The following is a 23,449-nucleotide window of genomic DNA, read 5'->3' as shown; positions in this document are numbered from 1 at the left end:
TCTGCGACTTCCGCGCGATCGTCGCCAGCGCATCCGCATCGTCCTGCGTCGGACAGGCGACACGCACGATCTGACAGCCCGACGCCGTCAACTCGGCGATCTGCTGCAACGTCGCACCGATGTCCGACGTCCTCGTCGTGGTCATGGACTGCACCGAGACGGGTGCGTCCCCGCCGACCGCCACCGACCCGACCTGGATGCGCCGCGAGAGGCGGCGCACCGCCGGCGGCCGGGCCGGCAGCGCGGGGAGCCCCAGGGAGACCGGCTCTCCGAGGCTCACGACATCACCCGCGGTTTCCCTGGACGGTCTCGCGGACCGCCCGCAGCGACTCCTTCAGGGACCCCATGGTCGCGAGCACGGCGGTCGGCTCGTAGCCGCAGTGCGCCATGCAGTTCGCGCACCGCTCGTCCTTGCCCCGGCCGTACTTGTCCCAGTCGGTCTCCTCGACGAGCTGCCGGTACGTCGGCACATATCCGTCGCTCATCAGGTAGCAGGGCCGCTGCCAGCCGAAGAGCGAGTAGTTGGGGATCGCCCACGCCGTGCACGGGAAGTCGGCCTTGCCCTCCAGGAAGTCCAGGAAGAGCGGCGAGTGGTTGAGCCGCCAGCGCGCCCGGTTGCCACCGGCGAAGGCCTTCTTGAAGAGCTCCCTGGTCTGCTCGACGCCCAGGAAGTGCTCCTGGTCGGGGGCCTTCTCGTAGGCGTACGCGGGCGAGATCATCATCTCGTCGACCTTGAGGTCGTCGTTGAGGAAGTTGAGCACCTCGATGATGGTCTGCGGGGTGTCGGTGTTGAAGAAGGTCGAGTTGGTGGTGACCCGGAAGCCCTGCCGCTTTGCCTCCTTGATCGCCTCCACGGCCTCGTCGAACACCCCCTCCTTCGCCACGGACTCGTCGTGCCGCTCGCGCAGCCCGTCGATGTGCACGGCGAAGGCGAAGTACGGCGACGGCTTGAACTTCTCCAGCTTCTTGCGCATCAAAAGCGCGTTGGTGCACAGGAAGACGTACTTCCTCCTGGCCACCAACTGCCGCACGATCTCATCGATCTGAGGGTGCATCAGAGGCTCGCCGCCCGCGATGGAGACCATCGGCGCACCGGATTCCAGGACCGCTCCGACGGCCTGGGCAACCGGCATCCGTTGCTTCAGAATCCCGGCCGGATGCTGGATCTTTCCGCAGCCCTCGCACTTCAGGTTGCAGGCGAAGAGCGGTTCCAGCTCGACGATCAGCGGGAACTTCTCACGCCTCCGCAACTTCTGTTCAAAAAGATAGGTCCCGACCCTGATGGACTGACGAAGCGGCATGGCCATCTGGCTCACCTCCTGGGGAGCAGCAAAGAACGGTGCCATTCAAAGAAAGCGGGAAGGACGGCACGAAGAACGCGGAAGGCTGATATTCCACCGCGCACCGTGCCAATCCGGACGAGTTCATGTTCTGGAGCGTCCACGACCACCCGTACGGCCGCAACCGGGCGCGGTCCGGCCTGCTGGGCGGCCCAGAGCGTGGCGGCGGACTCCATGTCCACCGCGATCGCCCCGGTCGCCCGCAGATCGGCCCGCTCCGGGCCCCGTACGACGTGGTCGGACCCGGTGAGGGGGCCGGTGTGGACGGTGCGGCCCGGCAGCGCCTCGGCGAGCGCCTTGGCGAGCACCTCGATGTCGCTGCACAGCGTGGTGCCGCGCGGGTCGCGGGTTTCCTCGGCGACGACCAGGTCCCCGGGGTGCATCCCGGGGACGAGGCCGGCGCAGAAGCCTGAGGCGATGACCGCCGCGTCGCGCATCCGATCCCCGTAAAGGGTCCGGACGACGGCGCGTTCGGCGGCCCGGGGGCCCATGCCGCTACGCAGCACGGTGACGGGCCCGGCCGAGCCGCCACGGGCGCCCCGCAGCGCGAACCGCTCGAGGGTGAGCGCACAGGCGATCACCAGCGGAACGGGCTCCGGGGCCTGGGGTGTGTCCATCAACTCCCCTTGGTGCTGTTGGGAGAGAACGGTTCTCCATGGACGTAGCGGCCGAGCGCGGTCAGCGGGAAGACCTGCCGGTAGAGGTGGTAGTTGATCGAGAAGTCCCGGGGAAATCCGGTGCCGGTGAAGTACGGCTCGTCCCAGGAGCCGTCCTCGCGCTGGGTCTCGGCGAGCCAGGCGATGCCGCGCTCGACGGCCTTGCCGTCCCGCTCCCCCGCCGCGAGCAGCGCGAGCAGCGCCCAGGCGGTCTGCGAGGCGGTGGAGGGGCCGCGGCCCACCCATTCGGTCTCGCCGTAGGAGCGCAGGTCCTCACCCCAGCCGCCGTCGTCGTTCTGCACGGACTCCAGCCAGCCGACCGCGCGGCGGATCGCGGGGTGCGAGGCGGGGATCCCGGCGGCGGTGAGGGCAGGCACCACCGACCCTGTGCCGTATACGTAGTTGACGCCCCAGCGCCCGAACCAGGCGCCGTTGGCCTCCTGTTCGGCAAGCAGCCACTCGATGCCGCGCCGGGTGCGCGGATCGTGCGACTTGCCCTCGTAGGCGAGCATCTCCACGACGTGCGCGGTGACGTCGGCCGACGGCGGGTCGATGACCTCCCCGAAGTCGCAGAAGGGCAGCCGGTTGGGGAAGGCGCTGGTGTTGTCGGCGTCGAACGCGCCCCAGGCGCCGTTCTTCGACTGCATGCCGAGGTTCCAGCGCACCCCGCGGGCGATGGCGGCGTCGACCCGGTCCTGCTGCGGGTGCTGGACGCGGCGCAGCGCCAGGATCACCTCGGCGGTGTCGTCGATGTCCGGGTAGTTGTCGTTGTGGAACTCGAACGCCCAGCCGCCCGGCGGAAGCCCGGGTCTGCGCACCGCCCAGTCGCCGGGCCGGGTGATCTCCTCGTCCAGCATCCAGTCGACGGCCCTGACGAGGGCGGGGTGGTCGGCCGGTACGCCCGCGTCGGCAAGCGCGATGACGGCCAGGCAGGTGTCCCACACCGGGGACTGGCAGGCCTCGATCATCCGGGCACCGTCCTCGCGCCACACCGCGAACCGGTCCAAGGACTCCAACCCGGCCCGCATGACAGGGTGTTGGAGGTCGTAGCCGAGCAGGTGCAGGGCGATCACCGAGTACACGGCGGGGGGCTGGATGCCGCCCCAGCAGCCGTCGTTCTCCTGGCGTTCGACGATCCAGCGGGCGGCGCTGCGCATCGCGGTCCGGCGCAGTTTGCGGGGGGCCACCTTGTGGTACGCGTGCAGCACCTTGTCGAGCCGCTGGAACACGCCGTCCCAACTCGCCACCGGGGCAAGGGGTTTGACCGGATTGGGGCGCCGGGGGTCGGTGTGCAGCTCGTCGAGCGCGAAGGGGGCGGGCCGTACCGGCCGCTTGGCCGAGACCACCGTGAGCGGCACGATGGTCTGCCGGGCCCAGCAGCCGAAGTCGTAGATGTTGAGCGGGACCCACTTGGGCAGGAAGATCAGCTCGGGCGGCAGCTCGGGCAGGTCGTCCCACTTCCACCAGCCGAACAGGGCCAGCCAGATGCGGGTGAAGACCCGGGCGGCGGCGATTCCTCCCTGTGCCCTGATCCAGGCGGAGGCGCGGGCCATGTGCGCGTCCTCGGGCCGGTCTCCGGCCAGCCTGAGCGCGACGTAGGCCTCGATGGTGGTGGAGAGCTCGCCCGGGCCGCCGTAGAAGGTGGCCCAGGTTCCGTCGTCGCGCTGCTCGCCCCGGATGAAGAGACCGGCCGCCCGGAGCGTCTTCTCGTCCTGGATCCCCAGGAACTGACGCAGCATCAGATCCTCGGCGTCCATGGTGACGTTGGTCTCCAGGTCGCCCTTCCACCAGCCCTGGGCGTCCTGCCTCGCGAGCAGATGCCCGACGCCGCGCTCGGCGGCCTGCCGGGCGGCGCCGAGTACCGCGTCCGCGCCGGGGGCGACCCCGGTTGTTGCACTGGCCGCGGCGGCCCGGGGCCGCGGGGCCCCGGTGCTTCCGTCGGTCGTCGCTGTCATGGCTTCCCCTTAATGCAAGTGCAGTTGCTACTTCTGCTGTGCTGGGGTCTCCGTCGGCGGGGCCCGCGCTAACCGGCCCTTCCGTCGACTGCGAGTCATATGGAAATGGCAATCATCTCTTTCGTACGACGACGAAGTCCGCGAGGGCGGTGAGCTGCGCACGGACCTTTTCCGGCATGTCGACCGCGCTAAGCGCCTCGATCGCGATGGTGTGCTGCCTGCGGGCCTCCTGGGAGGTCCACTCGCGGCCTCCCGCCTCCTCGATCAGGGCCGCCCGAGTGGCGAACTCGGCCTCGGAGAAGCTGTCGAAGTCATTGCTCTTGGCGTCGGCGGCGAGCAGCTCGCCGAGCCGTGTGGAGGCCGGGCCGCCCGCGGCGAGGGCCGCGACGACCGGCAGCGACTTCTTGCGCTGGCGCAGGTCGCTCCAGGTCTGCTTGCCGGTGGAGTCCGGGTCGCCCCAGATGCCGAGCAGGTCGTCGACGGCCTGGAAGGCGAGCCCGAGGTGGTAGCCGTACGCCTCCAGGGTGTCGGCGGTCCTGTCGTCGGCTCCGCCGAGGACCGCGCCGATGGAGACGGCGCAGGCGAGCAGCGCGCCCGTCTTGTTGCCCTCCATCTCCAGGCACTCCTCGACGGTGACCCGCTCGCGGTGCTCGTAGGAGATGTCCTGGGCCTGACCGTCGATCAACTTCCGCGTGGCGGTGGTGAGTCGGCGGGTGGCGCGGCCCGCTTCGACCGTGCCGAGCTCCAGGAGCACCTCGTTGGCGAGGGCGAACAGGGCGTCGCCGACGAGGATCGCCTGCGCGGGGCCGTGCACCTTCCACACCGTGTCGCGGTGGCGGCGCTGCTCGTCGCCGTCCATGAGGTCGTCGTGCAGGAGCGAGAAGTTGTGCACGAGCTCCACGGCGACCGCCCCCGGCACGCCGACCTCGGCACTGGCGCCGGCCGCCTCCGCGGAGAGCAGGGCGAGCGCGGGCCGGATGGCCTTGCCGCCGTCGCCGGCCGCCGGGCGGCCCTGGGCGTCGATCCACCCGAAGTGGTAGGCGGCGACGGTGTCCATGGGAGCCGCGAGCCGGTCGACGGCCGCGCGCAGCTCCGGAGTCGACAGCGCGCGCCCCCGCTCCAGCAGGGCGTTGACGTCCACGGTGTCCACAGCCGGATTCGCCGAAGCCGAAGGCACAGTCGGCACAGTCTCTCCTCTTGTTCCAGTACTGCTAACAGTCATGCCGCCTCCTGAAGCGGATGAACATGGGGGCGGCCGAGGGTGGAGAGAGCGGCGCCGGCGGCGCTGAATCCGCTGCGCACGGCTCCCTCCATGGTCGCGGGCCAGCCGGTCGCGGTCCACGCGCCGGCCAGGTACAGGCCGTCCGCGCGGGTCCGCGCCGAGGGCCGCAGCCGTCCGACGCCGGGGGTGGGGGCGAACGTCGCTGTCCGCTCCCGGGTGACGAAGAAGTCGAGGATCTCCGCGCCGCGCGCCGCGGGCAACAGCTTTTCCAGCTCGGGGAGATAGCGCGCGCGCAGTTCGGCCACGGGCAGCTCGATCTCGTCCTGGGCGGCCGACTGGGAGATGGCCAGATACTGCCCCTGGCCCTTCAGCCCCGAGGAGTCCGTCCGGTCGAAGACCCACTGCACCGGGCTGCCGAGCGCCGCGAAGAAGGGCTGCCGCAACACCTTGCGGTCGTAGACGACATGGACGTTGAGGATCGGCGCGGTGCCGATGCCGAGCAGCCTGCCCGGCTCCTCCAGCGCCCCGTCGGGCAGCAGGTCGTGCGTCTCCTTCTGCGGTACGGCGAGCACGACGACCTCGGCGTCCAGCGTCTCGCCGGCCACCTCGACCTGCCAACTGCCGCTGGCCGTACGGGAGATGGCCTCGGCCTTGGTGCGCGTCTCGGTGCGCACCCCCGCCGCGTCGAGGGCCTTGCGGGCCAGCGTGTCGTGGAGTTCACCGAGCGGCACGCGGGCCCAGCCGATGTCGGCGGCTCCCGGCTCGGAGAGCAGCCCGGTCTTGAAGACCATGGCGGCCAGGCCGAGCGAGGCGTGCGGCGCGGTGGCGTTCAGGGTCGCGACACCCACGAGGTCCCACAGGGCCTCGATGGTGCGGCCCGACTGGCCGTACCGGCTCAGCCACGTCGCGAAGTCCACGCCGTCCAGGGCCGGGTCGGCCGGGTCGAGCTTCTTGAGCGCGAGCGCGGCGCGCCCGACCAAGGCCCGCTCGGCGAGCGAGAGGTGCGGGTAGGTCGCCAGGCTCCGCGCCAGGTGCAGCGGTACGGGCAGCGCGTCGCGTCGCAGCCGCCCGAGCCGGGGGCCCCTGGGGTGGGCCACGTCGAGGACGGGAACGTCCAACTTGGCTTGCACCGGGGCGAGTTCGGCCCCGCCGACGCGGTCGAGAAACCACCGGTAGGCGGTGCAGCAGCGCAGGTAGACGTGCTGGCCGTTGTCCACGGTGAGCTCGCCGCGCCGGAAGGAGAACGCGAGACCGCCGAGCCGCGGGCGGCCCTCGACGAGGGTCACGGCCAGGCCCGCGTCGGCGAGTTCGAGCGCCGCGGTGATTCCGGCGAGTCCGCCGCCGATCACCACGGCGCGTTTGGGCTGCGCGTCGTTCATGCGCCCTCCCCTCCGGCCGCGCCGGCGTGGTGGGCACGGCAGGCCGATGCAGTCAGGGACGCCTCAAGGAGCCGGGAAGTTGCACGTCGGGCCTGCGTAATGGTCCTCAGCCCTTCGTCCGGGTGCGCGTGGTGCATCAGGCGCGCCTCCTGGCGGTCTGCCGGGAGACGTGCCGCGTGTCGAGGCCGGACAGTCCGCGTACCGCGACGTACGCCTTCTCCCGCCCGGGCAGCGAGACCCGTCCGCGCAGCACCGCTTCCGGGTCGCGCTCGATGCGGTCGAGCAGGCGCCGGTAGATGCCGGCCATGGCGGCCACGCAGGCGCCGCTGCGCCGGTCCAGCATGGGAAGGAGCCGGTAGCCCTCGGCGAACAGGGCCCGGGCGCGCCGCACTTCGAAGTGGACGAGCCCGGCGAAGTCGGAGCCGGGCGGCGGCACGGGGCCGTTGAAACCCGTCGAGCAGCCGAACTTGGCGAGGTCGTCGGAGGGCAGGTAGGTCCGCCCGTTTCCGGCGTCCTCGCGAACGTCCCTGAGGATGTTGGTGAGTTGGAGCGCGAGCCCCAGCGTGTCGGCGTACTCCCCGGCGCGTTCGATGCCTGGCGCGCCCGGCTGCGTACCGAACACGCCCAACGAGAGCCGACCGATGGCGCCCGCGACACACCGGCAGTAGACCTTCAGGTCGTCCCAGGTCTCGTAGCTCTCGCCGTGCACGTCCATGAGGACGCCGTCGATGAGCTCGTCGAGCCCGCCGAGCGGGATCGGGAACCGGCGCGCCGCGTCCGCGAGCGCGACCGCGACCGGGTCGGTGTCGTCCTCGTCCACGCGGCCGTCGCGGATGCGCCCGAGCAGCGCCCGGGTCTCCTCCAGGCGCACTTCCTTGGCGTCGTCGGCCAGCGTGCCGTCGCCGATGTCGTCGACCCGGCGCGAGAACGCGTACAGCGCCGACATCGCCTGCCGCTTGTCGGCCGGCAGCAGCCTGATGCCGTACGCGAAATTGCGCGCCTGCTGCCCGGTCACGGCCTCGCAATAGCTGTATGCGGCCTGTACCGGTGCGGACACGGGTGCCTGTGCCTCCACTGTCCGGCTCACCCCTCTCTACGCGCTCTTCGCAAGACGGCTCCCACCTCGCGCATCAGCCTTGCCTTGGTGGGCTTGGGCGGTCCCGGGAGTACGTCGTGGCCGGCGGCAGCGACCGCGTCGAGCGCGGCGCGTCCTCCGGCCACGAATCCGGCCAGCAGCAGCTTGAGTCTGCCGTGGACGCTACCCACCAGAGGGGTGCCTTCATTCAGCAACGACCCGGCGCGTTCCGCTTCGAACGCGACCAGGGCACGCACCGAGGCGCTCCCGCGGGGGGCGGCCAGGTCGGCCCGCGTGACGTGGAACCGCGACATGTCCTCGGCAGGCAGATAGATCCGGTCCCGCCCGAGGTCCTCCTTCACGTCCTGGAGGTGTTCGACGATCTGCAGCGCCGTGCAGATCGCGTCGGAGCGGCGGATGCGCTCCGGGCTCGCGGTGCCGGTGATGGCGAGGACGAGCCGCCCCACGGGGTTGGCCGAAAGCTCGCAGTAGGCGAGCAGTTCCTCGTACGTCTCGTAGCGTGCGACGCGCTGGTCCTGGCGGTTGGCCGCGATCAGCCCGAGGAAGGGATCCGGGGTCAGCGAGCAGCGCCGCACGGTGGGCTGCAGGGCCTTGAGGAGCGGGTGGTGCGGCGTTCCGTCGAAGACCCGGCGCAGGTCCGTCTCGAAGGCGTCGAGCATGAGCAGCCGGTCGTCCGCATCGGTGGGGGCGACGCCCAGGTGGCGGGCGTCGGCGCCGCCGAGGGCGAGGTCGCCGTCTCCGATGTCGTCGACGAGCCGGGCGAAGCCGTAGACGGCCATCAGGTCGTCGCGCCAGGCGCGCGGCAGGAAGAACGGGGCCACCGGGAAGTTCTCTTCCGTGGCCTTGTCGAGCGTGGTGCGCGAGGAGGATCCGGTGCGCACGTCCCGGACTGGGGTCACCGGGTACCGCCCGGCGCGGGAACGGCGGCCGTCCCTCGGAGCTGGAGATTTTCCGTAGCCATGGCCGTCACATCTCCCGTTCTACACCGCCGACCCAAAACATCCTATTTCGGACACGCCGCCTGACCTCCCCGGACGGGGTGACCCACCTCGCGAGGAGCCCGGGGCGTATTACCCCACTTGCCGCGAATCAGCACCGGTACAGCTTACGTTGTACAACGGCCGACAACACGTCGGGGTGTTGCGAGCATTACAAGAACACTCCAATCCGGCCCAACCTTCCCCGCACACTGGCAACTTGACGGGATCTTGACTGCCCGACCACACCATAGGACGCGGAAGCCCCTGCCGGGGTTGATCGACAGGGGCCGCGGTTTCCGCTGTCCGCCGGATGACCAAATGTCAGCGGCCGGACTCCTTCTGGTAGGCCTTCACGACCTCGTCCGTCGGACCGTCCATGAGCAGCTCACCGCGCTCCAGCCAGAGCACGCGGTCGCAGGTGTCCCGGATGGAGCCGATGCTGTGGCTCACCAGGAAGACGGTTCCGGCGTGCTTGCGCAGCTCCCGGATGCGCTCCTCGGAGCGGATCTGGAACTGGCGGTCACCGGTGGCGAGCGCCTCGTCGATCATGAGGACGTCATGGTCCTTGGCCGCGGCGATGGAGAACCGCAGCCGGGCCGCCATGCCGGAGGAGTACGTCCGCATCGGCAGGGAGATGAAGTCGCCCTTGTCGTTGATGCCGGAGAAGTCGACGATCTCCTCGTAGCGCTCCTTGACCTCCTCGCGCGACATGCCCATGGCGAGACCGCCCAGGATCACGTTGCGCTCGCCGGTCAGGTCGTTCATGAGCGCCGCGTTCACGCCGAGCAGCGAGGGCTGGCCGTCGGTGTAGACCCGGCCGCTCTCGGGCGGCAGCAGGCCGGCGATCGCCCGAAGCAGCGTCGACTTGCCGGAGCCGTTGGAGCCGATCAGGCCGATCGCCTCGCCGCGGTACGCGGTGAACGACACGCCCTTGACCGCGTGCACCCGGCGCATGCCGCGGCCTGCGCCGCCGGTCCTGTCCCTTTTGACGATGCGGCTCAGGGCGGCAGTGGCGCTGCCCTTTCCGCCGCCGCCTCCGTTGACGGTGTACACGATGTGCACGTCGTCGCAGATGACGGTGGGAATGCGCGCGTCTTCGACTGCGACGCGGTCCTTGATGTCCTCAGCCACGGCCATACCGCTCCTCAGCCTTCCAGAAGTACACGAAGCCCAGCCCGCCGACGACGACCGCCCAGCCGACCGCGAGGGCCCACACGTGCGGGGGCAGCGAGTGGCCGCCGTAGCCGTCCATCAGGGCGTAGCGCGCCAGGTCCATGTAGACCGCGGCGGGGTTGCACTGAAGGATGTCCTTCAGCCAGTGAGGTTTGCCCTTGAGCACGGTGCTGAGGCTGAACATCACGCCGGACGAGTACATCCACGTACGCATGATGAACGGCATCAGCTGCGCGAGGTCCGGCGTCTTGGAGCCGAGCCGCGCGAAGATCAGCGCCAGGCCGGTGTTGAACACGAACTGCAGCGCGAGCACCGGGATGATCAGCGGCCAGGTCATGCTCGGCATGAAGCCGGAGGACACGACCACGATCATCAGGACGATCATCGAGAAGAGCAGCTGCTGGAGCTGCTGCAGCGCGAAGGAGATGGGCAGCGAGGCACGCGGGAAGTGCAGCGCCCGCACCAGGCCCAGGTTGCCCGAGATCGCCCGCACGCCCGCCATCAGCGAGTTCTGCGTGAAGGTGAACAGGAACACGCCGGTGACCAGGAACGGGATGTACGCGTCCGAGTCGATGCCCCGCTTCGCGTTCATCAGGACGCCGAAGATGAAGTAGTAGACCAGCGCGTTCAGCAGGGGCGTCGCCACCTGCCAGATCTGGCCGAGCTTCGCCTCGCTGTACTGGGCGGTCAGCTTGGCCGACGAGAACGACAGGATGAAGTGGCGCCGGCCCCACAGCTGCTTGATGTAAGCGGAGAGCCCGGGCCGGGCTCCGCTCACCGACAGCCCGTGCTTGGCGGCGAGGTCCGCCGGGGACAGGGTTGTGTCACTCACAAGTGAAAACTTTCGTGTTCAAGAAGTACGCCCGATGGTCTCAGAGCCGAGACTCTCAGATGACGGGGGGACGGCCCAGCCGGGTGAGCTTGAAGACCGTACGCCACTTCATGGGGCGGCGCGGTCCGCAGGGCGTCGCCCAGCCCTCCTTGAAACCGCCGAACCAGGCCTTCAGCGCCGGGCCCGAGGGCTTGCGGGCCAGGGTCAGGAGCAGCCAGACCCCCAGGTAGACCGGGACGAGCGGGGCGGGCAGATTGCGCCGGGCCAGCCAGACCCGGTTGCGGGCCACCATCCGGTGGTAGACCGCGTGCCGGGAGGGGGCGGTCGTCGGATGGTGCAGGACCATGTCCGCGCGGTAGTCGATCATCCAGCCGGCGTCGAGCGCCCGCCAGGCCAGGTCGGTCTCCTCGTGCGCGTAGAAGAACTCGTCGGGCAGCCCGCCGACCTCCGCGAACACCCGGGTCCGCACGGCGTTCGCGCCGCCGAGGAAGGTCGTCACGCGCGAGGAGCGCATCGGGTCGGCGGCGCGCAGCCTCGGGACGTGGCGGCGCTGGGTGACGCCGGTCTCCGGGTCGGCGATCCGGAAGCTGATGATGCCGAGCTCCGGGTCGGCGGCGAAGGCCTTGCGGCACAGCTCTGCGGTGTCCGGGTTGGCGAGCAGCCCGTCGTCGTCGAGGAAGAGCAGCACGTCGACCTCCGCGCCCGAGGGGCCGAACGCCTCGATGCCGACGTTGCGGCCGCCCGGGATGCCCAGGTTCTCCGGCAGCTCCACGGTGCGTACGCCCTCGGGGACGTCCGGGACCGGGGCGCCGTTGCCGACGACGACCACCTCGATCGGGTTGCCGTCCTGCTTGGCGACCGAGTCGAGCAGGGCCCGCAGCTCGGCGGGGCGGTTGCCCATCGTGATGACGACCGCACCGACCTTCATGGGGGCGCTCATTTCAGCCTGCTGGAGGCGAGGATCGACACGAGGTGGAGCAGCGTCTGGAGGAGCGCGATGCCGGCAAGGACCGCGACGCCCAGGCGCGAGAAGTACAGGTCGCCCCGGACGTGGTCCACGATCGCGAGGACCAGGATCAGCAGGGACGCCTCGATGCCGAGGACCAGGCGGTGGAACTTGAGCGCGGCGGCGGCCCGGCGGGCCAGCGCCATGCCGGAGGAGCGCGGCGTGGCCGCCGCGTCCTTGACCTGCGGCAGACCGGCCTGGTGCCGGGCGACGCCGACGAGGTCGGTCTCCGCCTTGATCAGGATGGCGCCGAGGGCCGCGAGCGTACCGAGGAAGGCCCAGAGCCAGTCGATCCGGCCGCCGCCCCACAGGTCGGCGGCGCGCAGGCCGAAACCGACCAGGACCGCCGCGTCGCACAGGTAGGCGCCGACGCGGTCCAGGTACACCCCGGACAGCGAGAACTGCTTCTTCCAGCGGGCGACTTCGCCGTCGACGCAGTCGAGCAGCAGATAGCCCTGGACGGCCACGACGCCGAGGACCGCGCCCCAGATGCCCGGGATGAGCAGGGCCGGGGCGGCGAGGACACCGCTGAGGGTCATCAGATAGGTCAGCTGGTTCGGCGTGACCTTGGTGGTGACCAGGAGGCGGGTGATGCGCAGGGAGATCTCGCGCATGTACAGGCGGCCGCCCCAGTGTTCTCCGCTGACCCGGTCCTTGACACCCGCGGGGTGCACGACCGGGCGGAGCTCAGCTACGGATGGTCTTGGCATAGTCGGCGTACGCGTCCCTGATCTGGTCGGTGGACAGGTCGAGGTGCTCGAGGATGGTGTAGCGGCCGGGCCGGGTCTGCGGCGCGAACTCGACGGCGCGGACGAACTCCTCGGCGGTGAAGCCAATTTCCTCCGGGGTGACCGGCAGCCGGTGCCGCCTCAGCACGCTCGCCATCAGCGCGGACTCCTCCACCGCACCGCGCAGGTGCATGGCGAAGGCGGCGCCGAGGGCCACCTGTTCCCCGTGGCTCGCGGCCCGCTTCGGGAAGAGGATGTCGAAGGCGTGGTTGATCTCGTGGCAGGCGCCCGACGCGGGGCGCGAGTCGCCGGAGATCGACATGGAGATGCCGGTGAGGACCAGGCCCTCGGCGAGCACCTGGAGGAAGCCGTCGTCCTCGACGCTGCCGGGGTGGCGCAGCACGGCCTCGCCGGCCTGGCGGGCCATGGCGGCGGCGAGGCCGTCGATGGACTCGCCGGTCTCGCGGTTGGACAGCTCCCAGTCCGCGATGCAGGAGATGTTCGAGACTGCGTCGCCGATGCCGGACCGTACGAAGCGGACCGGAGCCTCGCGGATGACGTCCAGGTCGATGACGACGGCGATCGGCGTGGGCACCCCGTAGGAGCCGCGGCCCGCGTCGTTGTCGAGGGTGGCGACCGGCGAGCACAGGCCGTCGTGCGCCAGGTTCGTCGGGACGGCGACCAGCGGGAGGCCGATGCGCGCCGCGGCGTACTTGGCACAGTCGATGATCTTGCCGCCGCCGAGGCCGACGACCGCGTCGTAGTGACCCGACTTCATCGCGTCGGCGAGCTTGATCGCGTTGTCGAGCGTGCCGCCGCCGACCTCGTACCAGTCGGCGCCGGGCAGCGCCGGGGCGAGCCGCTCGCGCAGCACCGCCCCGGAGCCGCCGCTGATGGCCACCGCGAGTTTGCCCGACGCCGAGATGCGCTGGTCGGCGAGGACGCCGGCCAGGTCATCCAGCGCCCCGGCCCGGATGTCGACGACAACCGGGGACGGGATGAGCCTCGTCAGTACTGGCACGCGATCTCACGGCCCTTCGCCAGGTCGTCGTGGTTGTCGATCTCGACCCACGACACCTCGCCGATGGGGGCCACGTCGACGGTGAAGCCGCGGTTCACGAGCTCCTGGTAGCCGTCCTCGTAGTAGAGGTCGGGGTCGCGCTCGAAGGTGGTCTTCAGGGCGTCGGCGAGCTCCTCGGCGGCCTCGGCCTCGATCAGCGTGACGCCGATGTACTCGCCGGTGGCGGTCGCCGGGTCCATCAGCTTGGTGATGCGCTGGACGCCCTTGCCCTCGGCGGTGATGACCTTCATCTCCTCGTCGGCGAGGTTCTTCACCGTGTCGAGGGCGAGGATGATCTTCTGGCCCTGTCCGCGCGCGGCCAGCAGGGTCTTCTCGACGGAGACGGGGTGGACCGTGTCGCCGTTGGCGAGGATCACACCACGCCCCAGCACCTCACGCGCGCACCACAGGGAGTAGGCGTTGTTCCACTCCTCGGCCTTGTCGTTGTCGATCAGCGTGATCGCGACGCCGTACTTGGCCTCCAGGGCCTCCTTGCGCGCGTACACGGCTTCCTTGCGGTAGCCGACGACGACGGCGACCTCGGTGAGGCCGACCTCGGCGAAGTTCTTCAGCGCGATGTCCAGGACGGTGGTGTCACCGTCGACAGGCACGAGGGCCTTCGGGAGCGTGTCGGTGTAGGGGCGCAGACGCCGTCCGGCACCGGCTGCCAGTACGAGGCCAATCATGCTGTTTCTCCTTCGTCATGTACGGCAGGTGCTCCGGAGGACACCCAGAAGCGGATGGACTCCACGAGCACCACGAGCGCGATGGCCGCCGCGAGGGCGGTGAGCGCCAGGGTGAAGTCTGTGTCTCGCGTGGCGAGGACGGCGGCGAGCACGGCCACCACGAGCGTGCGGCCCTCGTGGCCGCCGATCAGCCGCACCAGCCACTTCGGCGGCGCGCCCGAGCCGCCCTTGATGCGGTAGACCGTGTCGTAGTGATGGTAGGCGACCGCGCCAACCAGCCCGAAGGCCGCGGGAAGGGCCCCGCTCACGTCCGAGCGGGCCGCCAGGATCAGGACCGTGCAGTATTCGGCCACCCGGAAGAGTGGCGGCACGAGCCAGTCGAGGGCGCCCTTGAGGGGGCGGGCGACGGCGAGGCCCGACAGGACCGCGTAGAAGACGGCCGCGACGATCATCTGGCCGCTGCCGACCGGCTGCGTCAGCGCCGCGGCGATCAGCGCGACCGCGCCGACGGCAGCGACCACGGGGGCGCCCGGGATCCGGGGTGCCCTGGCCGCGACCAGCTGCGCGACGGGCCCGCTGTCCGCGAGCTCGGCGAGCGCGAGGGCCGCGCGATCGGTGCGGGTGGCGCGGCTGGCGCGGCTGGTCAGCGAGCGAAGGACGCGGCCCGCGGTGGTGTAGCAGGCGGCGAAGGCGCAGCCAATGAGCAGCGCGTAGAAGACGATGCGGGGCGTGGTGACGGCGGTCAGCACGGCGATCATGGCCCAGCGCTCGCCGATCGGCAGCACGATCATGCGCCGCACCCACACCGTCCAGCCGACCGAGTCGAGCTTGTCGGAGAGGGCGGCGGTGGGGCTGGTGTTGGCGGTCGCGTCGGTGCCTACGACGTGCGCCTCGTTGAACGAGAAGTCCACGACGTGTCGGCAGGTCTGGAGCACCATCGCGCCGAGCGCGAGGGCCCATACGTCGTCGCCGCCCCGGGCCGCACCCAGGGCGAGGCCCGCGTAGTAGGCGTACTCCTTGGCGCGGTCGAAGGTGGCGTCGAGCCAGGCGCCCATCGTCGAGTACTGGAGCGAGTAGCGGGCGAGCTGCCCGTCGGTGCAGTCCAGGACGAAGGAGAGGATCAGCAGCACTCCGGCCGCGACATAGCCGCCGCGCGTCCCGGTCGCCGCGCAGCCGGCCGCGATCAGCGCGGTGATCAGCGAGGCGGTGGTGACCTGGTTGGGGGTGAGCCCCCGGCGGGCGCACCAGCGCGCGATGTAGCGGGAGTACGGGCTGATGAAGTGGGTGGTGAAGAACCCGTCGCGGGACTTCACGGCGTTGCGCAGGCGTACGGCCTCGTCGTCGACGGCCGCGACGGCCCGGGCCGCCGCGTCGGCCGCGACGGCGTCCACGGGGACGGTCGCGACGAGCGAGCCGAGCTCGGGGTGGTGCACCGCGACGCCGTCGGCCTCGATGGCCGCGGCGATGTCGTCGGCGAGCACGGAGGCCGTACCGACCTGGGCCGCGGGCGCGTGCGTGCCGCCGGCCAGGGCGCGGGTGAGCGCCGGGCGGGCCTCGGCCTGGACGGTGAGCGCGCCGGGTACCGAGGCGGCCGGGAAGCGGGGGTCGGTCAGTGCGAGGCGCAGCGCGTGGACGTGCCCGAGGAAGCGCGGGTCGACCAGGGCGACGCGTTGGCCGGCCGGCACCTCGGCGAGGAGGCGGGGCAGATCATCGGGGAGCAAGGCCTGCTGCACGTCGAAACCCAGCGTGCGCAGATCGGGTCCGAGCTGCGAGCCGGGCACCGGCGGACCGGTAAGGATGGCGGTCGACAGACGAACTCACTCCTTGCGACTGACATGGCTGAAGTGCGACGACCCGGCCCGGCACGGGGGCGGGCGGCACGTCGGCAGAGGCTATCGGATACACGGAACCGGGAATTCACTGGCCGTTCGGAGCCCGGGTCTTACGCCGATGGGCCCGGCGGCGCCCGGTGCGAGGACGCCGCGATCATCATCGTCGATCAAGGGCGCAGCCCACAAACCGCGTTCGAACAGCGCCGCCCGCGCGATCGCGGCGCCGGCCTCCCCGGGCGGGCCCGGCGATCTCTCCGACGCTCTGACCTGCAAGCATTTCCGCAGGTCAGAGCACATGACAACGGTGTTCAGTCCCGTGTTGCACATACCCCCTACCCGTAGTTCACTGACCCCTCGTACACAGACGTCGGGATTGATCGCGAACGGATGCGGGAGGGCCTTCATGGGGGCTGGGCACGACCACGGACACACGCACGGCGGGCCGCCGCCGACCGGCACCGCGGCCGCCGCCTACCGGGGACGGCTGCGCATCGCACTCGGCATCACACTGACCGTGATGGTCGTGGAGGTCGTCGGGGGTCTGCTCGCGGACTCGCTGGCGCTCGTCGCGGACGCGGCGCACATGGCGACGGACGGCCTCGGGCTCGCGATGGCGCTGCTCGCCATCCACTTCGCCAACCGCCCGGCCGGGGGCAACCGCACCTTCGGGTACGCCCGCGCCGAGATACTCGCGGCGCTCGCCAACTGTCTGCTGCTGCTCGGGGTGGGCGGCTACGTCCTGTTCGAGGCGGTGTCGCGGTTCGTCGAGCCGGCCGACACCGCGGGCGGCACGGCCGTGATCTTCGGCCTGATCGGCCTGGTCGCGAACTCGGTCTCGCTGTCCCTCCTCATGAAGGGGCAGCAGGACAGCCTGAACGTGCGCGGCGCGTTCCTGGAGGTCCTCTCGGACGCGCTCGGCTCGGCGGCCGTGGTGATCGCCGGTCTGGTCATCATGACCACCGGCTGGCAGGCGGCCGACCCGATCGCCTCGCTCGTGATCGGCCTGATGATCGTGCCCAGGACCGTCAAGCTGCTGCGCGAGACCCTCGACGTGCTGCTCGAATCGGCACCCAAGGGCGTCGACATGGCCGAGGTGCGGGCGCACATGGTGGAACTGCCGGGCGTCGAGGACGTACACGATCTGCACGCCTGGACGATCACCTCGGGGATGCCGGTGCTCTCGGCGCACGTGGTGGTCAGCCAGGGCGTGCTCGACTCGGTGGGGCACGAGAAGCTGCTGCACGAGTTGCAGGGGTGCCTGGGTGATCACTTCGATGTCGAGCACTGCACCTTTCAGCTGGAGCCGGGCGGCCACGCCGAGCACGAGGCGAAGCTCTGCCACTGACACGCACGGTTCCCGGGGCGCCGCGTGGGGCAGGACATGCGGATGCCGGTCAATGGCGGACACGCCGCTTTTGTACGGCAGACTGGGCAGCCGAGGACCGAAGCGAAGGATGGTTATGCCGAGCACACCAGCCACCACGGCGAACAACTCGTCGAACGGGACCACGGGCGCCGCGCCGGAGATCTTGCTCGAACTCGTCGACGAGAGCGGCAACACCATCGGAACCGCGGAGAAGCTCTCCGCCCACCAGGCGCCCGGGCAGCTGCACCGGGCGTTCTCCGTCTTCCTCTTCGACCCGGCGGGCCGGCTGCTGCTCCAGCGCCGCGCGCTCGGCAAGTACCACTCCCCCGGCGTCTGGTCCAACACCTGCTGCGGCCACCCCTACCCCGGCGAGTCCCCGTTCGCGGCGGCCGCCCGGCGCACCTACGAGGAGCTGGGGATCTCGCCGTCACTGCTCGCCGAGGCGGGCACGGTGCGCTACAACCACCCGGATCCCGACTCGGGCCTGGTGGAGCAGGAGTACAACCACCTCTTCGTGGGCCTGGTGCAGTCGCCGCTGCGGCCGGACCCGGAGGAGGTCGGTGAGACGGCGTTCGTGACGCCCGAGGAGCTGACCGAGCGGCACGCCCACGCCCCGTTCTCGGCGTGGTTCATGACGGTGCTGGATGCGGCGAGGCCCGCGGTCAAGGAGCTCACGGGGCCCGGCGCGGGCTGGTGATCCCGGGCAGCGGGGCCAGCGGGAGTGCGGCCCAGACGATCTTTCCGCCGTTCGCGGTCTGCTCGACGTCGCACACCCCGCCGGCCTCCTCGGTGATCTCGCGCACCAGGAGCAGCCCCCTGCCGCCGGTCCGGCCGCAGTCGGTCTCCAGGGCCCTGGGCCGGTAGGGGTGGTTGTCCTCGACGGACACCCGGATCCACTCGGCGCCGATCGCCACCTCGACGGCGACCTGCGGCGAGAGCAGGGCCGCGTGTCTGACCGCGTTGGTGACCAGCTCCGAGACGATCAGGAGCAGGCCCTGTACGAGGTCCTCGTGGGCCGGTACGCGCTGGCGCCGCAGCAGGTCGCGCACCGCGTGCCGGGCCTGCGGCACGGAGACGTCGACGGCGGGCGCGGTGAAGCGCCACACTCCCTCGTACGACTGCTGCCTGGCCAAAGCGGCGGGTTCGGGCGGAAGGCTCCCGCGGATCTCCATGTTCCGGCACCCACCCTCGCGGCTCGACAGCACACCCGTCTGCTCACGAGTGTGTGGAGTGTGTTGGTCCGGACCGGCCGACTGAACAGAAGTCAGCATCTATCGCCGCTTTTTTGCTCCCCGATGCAAGAGAAGGTCATCGCTCCGTCGGGTTCTGATCTTCCTCTGAGGGCTTTGCCATGGCTTGCGGGGATGTCGGAGACATCGGAGGTGTGCCTTCCCCGGCCTCCACGGGGGTCACGGCGTCACTCACAAGAGTGACGATTCTGCGTCCGCTGAGTCCGATGGCGATCAGGCCGAGGCCGTCGAACAGCAGGGCCAGCGAGAAGAAACAGCCGATGACGTACCGGCTGTTGCTCGGCCAGTTGGCGAGCACCAGCACTCCCAGGAGCACCCCGAACGCGCCCTGCACCAGCGTCCAGCCGAACTGCGGCCCGCGCACGACCACGCTGCCTGCCAGGCGGAAGACCCCGCCGGTCAGGAACAGCAGGGCGGCGAACATGGTGAGCGCCTCGGCGCTGCCCTCGGGGCGGCGAATGATGACGACGCCCGCGGCGAGGTTCAGCGCGGCGACCACGACGCCGAGCCAGAAGAAGCTGGAGCCGCGCGACTGGATCGCGTGCGCGAGGCCCACGACGCCGCCGACGAGCAGCAGCCAGCCGAACAGCAGCATGGTGGTGAGGGTGGCGAACTCGGTGTAGCCGAGGCCCACCAGACCGGCTACGACCAGGATCGCCCCGAGCAGGGCGAGCAGACCGAAGCTCCGGCTCAGTTTCCGGCCCTCGCGGCCGACGTCCTTGGCGGGACTGGTCATCAGCGTCTCCTCACGGTCCGCGTGCGACGACCCCCCTTGTGATCATAGGTTTCGGGTGCCCGGATAGCATCCGGCGCATGCAGCCGCAGCTGGAGCAGAGCCTCACCGAGGGCGTCGCCACCGTCGTCATCAGCAACCCCGCCAAGCGCAATGCGATGACGTCCGCGATGTGGCGGGCGCTGCCGCCGCTGCTCGATGCCCTGGCCGCCGATCCGGACGTACGGGCACTGGTGCTGACGGGGGCCGGGGACACGTTCTGCGCGGGGGCGGACATCTCGACGCTGCGGGAGCCCGGCGACGATCCCAAGATGCTCGCGGTACGGGCCGAGGAGGCGCTGGCGGCCTTTCCCAAGCCGACCCTTGCCGCGGTGCGCGGTCACTGCGTGGGCGGCGGCAGCCAGCTCGCGGCCGCCTGCGATCTGCGGTTCGCCGAGGAGGGCGCGCTCTTCGGCGTCACGCCCGCGAAGCTCGGCATCGTCTACCCGGCGTCCTCCACCCGGCGCCTGGCCGCCCTGGTGGGGCCGTCGACCGCGAAGTACCTGCTGTTCTCGGGTGAGTTGATCGACAGCGAGCGGGCGCTGCGGGCCGGTCTGGTGGACGAGGTGCTGCCGGAGGGCGAACTGACCGAGCGGGTGGCGGAGTTCACCCGCGTCCTGGCGTCGCGCTCGCAGCTCACCCAGGCGGCGGCGAAGGAGTTCGCGGACGGCCGAACCGGCCGGGACGCGTACTGGGCGGCGCAGGAGCACGGCAGCGGCGACACCGCGGAGGGCGTCGCCGCTTTCCTGGAGCGCCGGGCTCCGCATTTCACCTGGCGGGTGAGCTCGAAGGAAGGCCCTGCGTCCTGAAGTGCTCCACCAGGTCGGCCGGCGCCTTGTCGGGCGAGCCCGCGTCGTAGGGCGGCTGCGGGTCGTACTCGATGAGGAGCTGCACGGCTTGGGCGTGCCGGTCTCCGGCGATCATTCCGGCCAGGGTCAGGCCCATGTCTATACCGGAGGAGACCCCGGCCGCGGTGACGTACTTGTGGTCGAAGACGACCCGGTCCCCGGTCGGTGTCACGCCGAAGGTCGCCAGGTGGTCGAGGGAGAGCCAGTGCGAGGTCGCGCGTCGGCCCTTCAGCAGCCCGGCCGCGCCGAGCAGCAGGGAGCCCGTGCACACCGAGGTCGTCCACGTCGTGGCGACGTCGGCAGTGCGCAGCCAGTCCAGGAGCGGCCCGCCTCCCAGGTGCGGCTCGACGGCCACGGGCGGGGCGCCGGGCACGATCACGATGTCGGGCCGGGGCACCTCCGCGAACGACTTCTCGGCGACCAGGGCGAGGTTCCCCCTGTCGTTGCGTACCGGCCCGGCCTGCTCGGCGACGAACACCGTCTCGGCACCCGGCAGCGGACTGAGGGTCTCGTACGGGCCGATCGCGTCGAGGGCGGTGAAGCCGGGGTACAGGGCGACGGCAATCTGCATGGGCTGTCCTTCTGAGGAGATCGCGGGTTCGGTCATGTGCGGTCTGCGGAGTCGAAGCGGCTCGCGGCGCGGAACTTCTCGACGAGATGAGCCGGGGCCTTGTCCGGCGAGCCCGCGTCGTAGGGCGGCTGCGGGTCGTACTCAGTGAGGAGCTGCACGGCCTGGGCGCGCTCGTCGCCGGCGATCCGGCCGAGCAGGGTGAGCCCCAGGTCGATGCCGGAGGAGACGCCGGCGGCCGTGACGTACTTGCCGTCGATCACGACCCGCTCCCCGGTGGGCCGCGCGCCGAACGTCGCGAGGTGGTCAAGGGCGAGCCAGTGCGAGGTCGCCCGCCGCCCGTCGAGGAGCCCGGCCGCACCGAGCAGCAGCGAGCCCGTGCACACCGAGGTCGTCCAGGTGGACGTGGCGTCGACGGCGCGGAGCCAGTCGAGGACCGCCGGGTTGTCCATCTGCTCGGTCTGGCCGGGGCCGCCCGGGACCACCACGACGTCCGGCCGCATCACCTCGCCGAGCGCGCGGTCGGCGGCGAGGCCGAGGCTGCCCTGGTTGTCGTTGCGTACGAGCCCGGCCCGCTCGGCCACGAACACGGTCTCGGCGCCGGGTGTCCGGCCCAGGATCTCGTACGGGCCGACGGCGTCCAGGGCCGTGAAGCGGTCGTAGAGCAGGATCGCGATCTGCATGAGGCTGCCTTCTTACGGAGGGTTACGCGGGCATGGGGCGGAAGCGGCGGCGGTACTCGGCCGGGGCTGTGCCCAGCGTTTTGACGAAGGCGCGCCGCATCGCCTCGGGGGTGCCGTACCCAGCCGCGCGGGAGACCTCCCGGACGCCGCTCGGAGTCTCTTCGAGGAGGCGGCGGGCGTGTTCCAGGCGGACGCGCTCGACATAGCGGCCGGGCGTCGTGCCGGTCTCGGCGTGGAAGGCGCGGGCGAAGTGGCGCGGCGAGAGGCTGGCGCGCTGTGCGAGGGCCTCGACGGACAGGTCGCCGTCCGGGTGCTCGGTGATCCACTGCTGAAGTTCGCGCAGCGGCTCGCGCCGGGCCGTCTGCGCGGCGAGCTGGGCGCTGAACTGGGCCTGGTTGCCCGGCCGGCGCAGGAACACCACCATGTTGCGGGCGAGGCGCAGGGCCGCTGCCCTGCCGTGGTCCTCCTCCACCAGGGCGAGCGCCAGGTCGATGCCCGCGGTGACTCCGGCCGACGTGGCGATGTTGCCGTCCCGCACGAAGATCGGATCCGGTTCGACCCGGACCGCCGGGTAGCGGCGGGCCATCTCGGCGCAGTAGGCCCAGTGCGTCGTGGCCCGGCGCCCGTCGAGCAGCCCGGCCTCGGCGAGCAGCATCGAGCCCGAGCACACGGAGACGAGGCGCGGGGCGCGCGGGCCGTGCGCGCGCAGCCAGTCGATCAGGCGGGGATCGGCGCTTCGGGTTCCGTCGCCGCCCGGGACGAGCAGGATTTCGGCCGGTGCGGCATCCGCGAGCGCGGAGTCGGCCATGAGGCGAAGACCGCTGTGCGCGGTGACCGGGGCCCCGTCGAGCGAGGCGAAGCGCAGCCGGTAGGCGGCGGGGTCCCCGACGACGCGGCCCACCCCGGCGAACACCTCGGCCGGCCCGGTCACATCGAGACTCTGGACGTCGTCGAAGAGGACGACCAGGACGGAGCGTTGCGTCATGTTCCCATCCTTGGGCTCGTCGGCGATGGCCGCAATGACAAGAATCCCACCTTTCCTGCCATCCGCTACGGAGCCCGACCCACCCCTTCACGACGTACCGACCAGTCGGTAACGTGCCGGGTATGAGTTCTCTCCCCCCGCGCGCCGGGCGCCACTGCCACAACCCGCTCAACTCGCTGCACGCCACGGTCTACTTCTCGCCGGACTTCACCGAGGAGCTCGCCGGGCTCGGAGTCGAGGACCGCCGCGCCGCCTACTTCGCGGGGCGGGCGGCCGCGATGGGGGCCGTGGGTCCCGGAGTGGTGGCGGCCACGTTCTACAACTTCCGGCACGACCTGATCGCCCGGCACCTGCCCGCCGTGTGGCGCACCGCCTCCCCCGAGGCCGTGCTCGCCGCGCGCCTGCGGGCCGTCGACAGCACACTGCGCCGGCTGCTCGGCGAGGAGGCCATTGCCTCCGACGAGATGGCGGAGGCGGCCCGGCTCGCGCTGCGCGCCGCCGAGGGCTGCACCCGGCACGCCCGGCCCCTGTACGCCGCGCACGCCGACCTGCCCGTGCCCGAGGAGCCGCACCTGGCTTACTGGCACGCCACGACGCTGCTGCGCGAGCACCGCGGCGACGGCCACCTCACCGCGCTGCTCGCCCTGGAGCTCGACCCGCTGGAGGCGCTGGTCAGCCACACCGCGACCGGCAAGGGCATGGCACGCAAGTGGGTCATGGCCACGCGCGGCTGGGAGCAGTCGGACTGGGACGCGGCCGCCGGGCGCCTTCGCGAGCGCGGACTGCTCGACGGCGAGGGCGAGTTGACCGAGGCCGGCGTGGCGCTGCGCGCGGACCTCGAGGACCGCACCGACCGCCTCGACCTCGCCCCCTACGAACTCCTCGGCGCCGAGGGCGTGGCCCGGCTCACCGAACTCGCCAAGGGCTTCCTGGTGGCGGCGGCCCTGGCGGGCGGCTTCCCGGCCGACCTCGTCGGCAAGGGCTGATCGTCGGTTGTCGGTGCCGCCTGCCACAATGGCGCCTCAGGCTCAG

At 71.1% G+C, this 23,449-nt stretch carries 24 protein-coding genes; 4 read left to right on the top strand and 20 right to left on the bottom strand.

The window, feature by feature from the left end; all coding sequences use genetic code 11:
• The 15 genes from IE206_RS28495 to IE206_RS28425 all read right to left on the bottom strand — a co-directional run.
• Positions 1-280, bottom strand: a 280-nt coding sequence (locus IE206_RS28495) for a flavodoxin-dependent (E)-4-hydroxy-3-methylbut-2-enyl-diphosphate synthase (protein ID WP_189967018.1), incomplete at its 3' end; no start/stop codon positions are given.
• Between the two features lie 4 nt (positions 281-284).
• The gene (hpnH, locus tag IE206_RS28490) at positions 285-1,307 is read right to left on the bottom strand and encodes an adenosyl-hopene transferase HpnH (protein WP_189967015.1); all 1,023 of its coding nucleotides are present in this window, start codon (positions 1,305-1,307) and stop codon (positions 285-287) included.
• Positions 1,308-1,312: 5 nt separating this feature from the next.
• Positions 1,313-1,957, bottom strand: a complete 645-nt coding sequence (locus tag IE206_RS28485; protein ID WP_189967013.1) for a phosphorylase family protein — start codon at positions 1,955-1,957, stop codon at positions 1,313-1,315.
• Positions 1,957-3,951 carry a squalene--hopene cyclase gene (gene shc, locus IE206_RS28480; protein ID WP_189967011.1) on the bottom strand — a complete coding sequence of 665 codons (1,995 nt, stop codon included), beginning with the start codon at positions 3,949-3,951 and terminating at the stop codon, positions 1,957-1,959. The genes IE206_RS28485 and shc overlap by 1 nt, the downstream gene beginning before the upstream one ends.
• A gap of 112 nt (positions 3,952-4,063) precedes the next feature.
• Positions 4,064-5,173, bottom strand: coding sequence for a polyprenyl synthetase family protein (locus tag IE206_RS28475; RefSeq protein WP_189967009.1), 1,110 nt, complete (start codon positions 5,171-5,173; stop codon positions 4,064-4,066).
• Entirely contained in the window at positions 5,170-6,552 is a 1,383-nt protein-coding gene (hpnE, locus tag IE206_RS28470; protein WP_189967007.1) for a hydroxysqualene dehydroxylase HpnE, read from the bottom strand. Before hpnE ends, IE206_RS28475 begins: the two co-directional genes overlap by 4 nt.
• Positions 6,553-6,688: 136 nt before the next feature.
• Positions 6,689-7,639, bottom strand: a complete 951-nt coding sequence (gene hpnD, locus IE206_RS28465; RefSeq protein WP_189967005.1) for a presqualene diphosphate synthase HpnD — start codon at positions 7,637-7,639, stop codon at positions 6,689-6,691.
• The gene (gene hpnC / locus IE206_RS28460; protein ID WP_189967003.1) at positions 7,636-8,529 is read right to left on the bottom strand and encodes a squalene synthase HpnC; all 894 of its coding nucleotides are present in this window, start codon (positions 8,527-8,529) and stop codon (positions 7,636-7,638) included. Before hpnC ends, hpnD begins: the two co-directional genes overlap by 4 nt.
• Positions 8,530-8,949: 420 nt before the next feature.
• A complete protein-coding gene (locus IE206_RS28455; protein ID WP_189967000.1) occupies positions 8,950-9,765 on the bottom strand; it encodes an ABC transporter ATP-binding protein in 816 nt (271 codons plus the stop codon).
• Positions 9,752-10,633 carry an ABC transporter permease gene (locus tag IE206_RS28450; protein WP_189966998.1) on the bottom strand — a complete coding sequence of 294 codons (882 nt, stop codon included), beginning with the start codon at positions 10,631-10,633 and terminating at the stop codon, positions 9,752-9,754. The genes IE206_RS28455 and IE206_RS28450 overlap by 14 nt, the downstream gene beginning before the upstream one ends.
• A 55-nt stretch (positions 10,634-10,688) precedes the next feature.
• Complete coding sequence (locus IE206_RS28445) at positions 10,689-11,573, bottom strand: glycosyltransferase family 2 protein (RefSeq protein ID WP_189966996.1); 885 nt, start codon at positions 11,571-11,573, stop codon at positions 10,689-10,691.
• The gene (locus IE206_RS28440; protein ID WP_189966994.1) at positions 11,570-12,349 is read right to left on the bottom strand and encodes a CDP-alcohol phosphatidyltransferase family protein; all 780 of its coding nucleotides are present in this window, start codon (positions 12,347-12,349) and stop codon (positions 11,570-11,572) included. The genes IE206_RS28445 and IE206_RS28440 overlap by 4 nt, the downstream gene beginning before the upstream one ends.
• Entirely contained in the window at positions 12,327-13,388 is a 1,062-nt protein-coding gene (locus IE206_RS28435; RefSeq protein ID WP_189966993.1) for an iron-containing alcohol dehydrogenase family protein, read from the bottom strand. Before IE206_RS28435 ends, IE206_RS28440 begins: the two co-directional genes overlap by 23 nt.
• A complete protein-coding gene (locus tag IE206_RS28430) occupies positions 13,376-14,113 on the bottom strand; it encodes a phosphocholine cytidylyltransferase family protein (protein ID WP_189966991.1) in 738 nt (245 codons plus the stop codon). Before IE206_RS28430 ends, IE206_RS28435 begins: the two co-directional genes overlap by 13 nt.
• Positions 14,110-15,924, bottom strand: coding sequence for a DUF5941 domain-containing protein (locus IE206_RS28425; RefSeq protein WP_189967042.1), 1,815 nt, complete (start codon positions 15,922-15,924; stop codon positions 14,110-14,112). Before IE206_RS28425 ends, IE206_RS28430 begins: the two co-directional genes overlap by 4 nt.
• 424 nt (positions 15,925-16,348) lie before the next feature.
• Here IE206_RS28425 and IE206_RS28420 point away from each other — a divergent pair, with 424 nt between their 5' ends.
• Positions 16,349-17,290, top strand: coding sequence for a cation diffusion facilitator family transporter (locus IE206_RS28420; RefSeq protein WP_189966988.1), 942 nt, complete (start codon positions 16,349-16,351; stop codon positions 17,288-17,290).
• Between the two features lie 115 nt (positions 17,291-17,405).
• Entirely contained in the window at positions 17,406-18,008 is a 603-nt protein-coding gene (gene idi, locus IE206_RS28415) for an isopentenyl-diphosphate Delta-isomerase (RefSeq protein ID WP_189966986.1), read from the top strand.
• Here the strand turns inward: idi and IE206_RS28410 are convergent.
• Together IE206_RS28410 and IE206_RS28405 are read right to left on the bottom strand one after the other, a co-directional pair.
• Positions 17,983-18,483 (bottom strand): ATP-binding protein, encoded by a 501-nt coding sequence (locus IE206_RS28410; protein WP_189966984.1) that lies wholly within the window; start codon positions 18,481-18,483, stop codon positions 17,983-17,985. The two genes, idi and IE206_RS28410, sit on opposite strands and share 26 nt — an antisense overlap.
• Positions 18,484-18,619: 136 nt before the next feature.
• Positions 18,620-19,297 carry an HdeD family acid-resistance protein gene (locus IE206_RS28405; protein ID WP_189966982.1) on the bottom strand — a complete coding sequence of 226 codons (678 nt, stop codon included), beginning with the start codon at positions 19,295-19,297 and terminating at the stop codon, positions 18,620-18,622.
• 77 nt (positions 19,298-19,374) lie between these two features.
• Here IE206_RS28405 and IE206_RS28400 point away from each other — a divergent pair, with 77 nt between their 5' ends.
• Entirely contained in the window at positions 19,375-20,142 is a 768-nt protein-coding gene (locus IE206_RS28400) for an enoyl-CoA hydratase/isomerase family protein (protein ID WP_189966980.1), read from the top strand.
• Here the strand turns inward: IE206_RS28400 and IE206_RS28395 are convergent.
• The 3 genes from IE206_RS28395 to IE206_RS28385 are packed head-to-tail and all read right to left on the bottom strand — an operon-like array spanning position 20,102 to position 22,417.
• A complete protein-coding gene (locus tag IE206_RS28395) occupies positions 20,102-20,752 on the bottom strand; it encodes a DJ-1/PfpI family protein (RefSeq protein ID WP_189966978.1) in 651 nt (216 codons plus the stop codon). The two genes, IE206_RS28400 and IE206_RS28395, sit on opposite strands and share 41 nt — an antisense overlap.
• 32 nt (positions 20,753-20,784) lie before the next feature.
• A complete protein-coding gene (locus tag IE206_RS28390; RefSeq protein WP_189966976.1) occupies positions 20,785-21,432 on the bottom strand; it encodes a DJ-1/PfpI family protein in 648 nt (215 codons plus the stop codon).
• 22 nt (positions 21,433-21,454) lie between these two features.
• Positions 21,455-22,417, bottom strand: coding sequence for a GlxA family transcriptional regulator (locus tag IE206_RS28385; RefSeq protein WP_189966974.1), 963 nt, complete (start codon positions 22,415-22,417; stop codon positions 21,455-21,457).
• Between the two features lie 122 nt (positions 22,418-22,539).
• On the opposite strand from IE206_RS28385, the gene IE206_RS28380 reads away from it, so the two are divergent.
• Positions 22,540-23,403, top strand: a complete 864-nt coding sequence (locus tag IE206_RS28380; protein ID WP_189966972.1) for an SCO6745 family protein — start codon at positions 22,540-22,542, stop codon at positions 23,401-23,403.
• Positions 23,404-23,449 lie beyond the last annotated feature (46 nt).

Source organism: Streptomyces violascens, from assembly GCF_014649955.1.
Lineage (GTDB): Bacteria > Actinomycetota > Actinomycetes > Streptomycetales > Streptomycetaceae > Streptomyces > Streptomyces violascens.
This window is presented reverse-complemented; position numbering and strand designations above follow the sequence as displayed.

Excerpts from the sequence above, each read along its gene's own strand:
- IE206_RS28385 (WP_189966974.1), bottom strand. The coding sequence starts at position 22,417 with ATGACGCAACGCTCCGTCCTGGTCGTCCTCTTCGACGACGTCCAGAGT.
- IE206_RS28380 (WP_189966972.1), top strand. The coding sequence starts at position 22,540 with ATGAGTTCTCTCCCCCCGCGCGCCGGGCGCCACTGCCACAACCCGCTC.
- idi (WP_189966986.1), top strand. The coding sequence starts at position 17,406 with ATGCCGAGCACACCAGCCACCACGGCGAACAACTCGTCGAACGGGACC.
- hpnE (WP_189967007.1), bottom strand. The coding sequence starts at position 6,552 with ATGAACGACGCGCAGCCCAAACGCGCCGTGGTGATCGGCGGCGGACTC.
- IE206_RS28420 (WP_189966988.1), top strand. The coding sequence starts at position 16,349 with ATGGGGGCTGGGCACGACCACGGACACACGCACGGCGGGCCGCCGCCG.
- IE206_RS28400 (WP_189966980.1), top strand. The coding sequence starts at position 19,375 with ATGCAGCCGCAGCTGGAGCAGAGCCTCACCGAGGGCGTCGCCACCGTC.
- IE206_RS28455 (WP_189967000.1), bottom strand. The coding sequence starts at position 9,765 with ATGGCCGTGGCTGAGGACATCAAGGACCGCGTCGCAGTCGAAGACGCG.
- shc (WP_189967011.1), bottom strand. The coding sequence starts at position 3,951 with ATGACAGCGACGACCGACGGAAGCACCGGGGCCCCGCGGCCCCGGGCC.
- IE206_RS28405 (WP_189966982.1), bottom strand. The coding sequence starts at position 19,297 with ATGACCAGTCCCGCCAAGGACGTCGGCCGCGAGGGCCGGAAACTGAGC.
- IE206_RS28395 (WP_189966978.1), bottom strand. The coding sequence starts at position 20,752 with ATGCAGATTGCCGTCGCCCTGTACCCCGGCTTCACCGCCCTCGACGCG.
- IE206_RS28430 (WP_189966991.1), bottom strand. The coding sequence starts at position 14,113 with ATGATTGGCCTCGTACTGGCAGCCGGTGCCGGACGGCGTCTGCGCCCC.
- hpnH (WP_189967015.1), bottom strand. The coding sequence starts at position 1,307 with ATGGCCATGCCGCTTCGTCAGTCCATCAGGGTCGGGACCTATCTTTTT.
- IE206_RS28475 (WP_189967009.1), bottom strand. The coding sequence starts at position 5,173 with ATGACTGTTAGCAGTACTGGAACAAGAGGAGAGACTGTGCCGACTGTG.
- IE206_RS28440 (WP_189966994.1), bottom strand. The coding sequence starts at position 12,349 with ATGCCAAGACCATCCGTAGCTGAGCTCCGCCCGGTCGTGCACCCCGCG.
- IE206_RS28410 (WP_189966984.1), bottom strand. The coding sequence starts at position 18,483 with ATGGAGATCCGCGGGAGCCTTCCGCCCGAACCCGCCGCTTTGGCCAGG.
- IE206_RS28390 (WP_189966976.1), bottom strand. The coding sequence starts at position 21,432 with ATGCAGATCGCGATCCTGCTCTACGACCGCTTCACGGCCCTGGACGCC.
- IE206_RS28485 (WP_189967013.1), bottom strand. The coding sequence starts at position 1,957 with ATGGACACACCCCAGGCCCCGGAGCCCGTTCCGCTGGTGATCGCCTGT.
- IE206_RS28445 (WP_189966996.1), bottom strand. The coding sequence starts at position 11,573 with ATGAGCGCCCCCATGAAGGTCGGTGCGGTCGTCATCACGATGGGCAAC.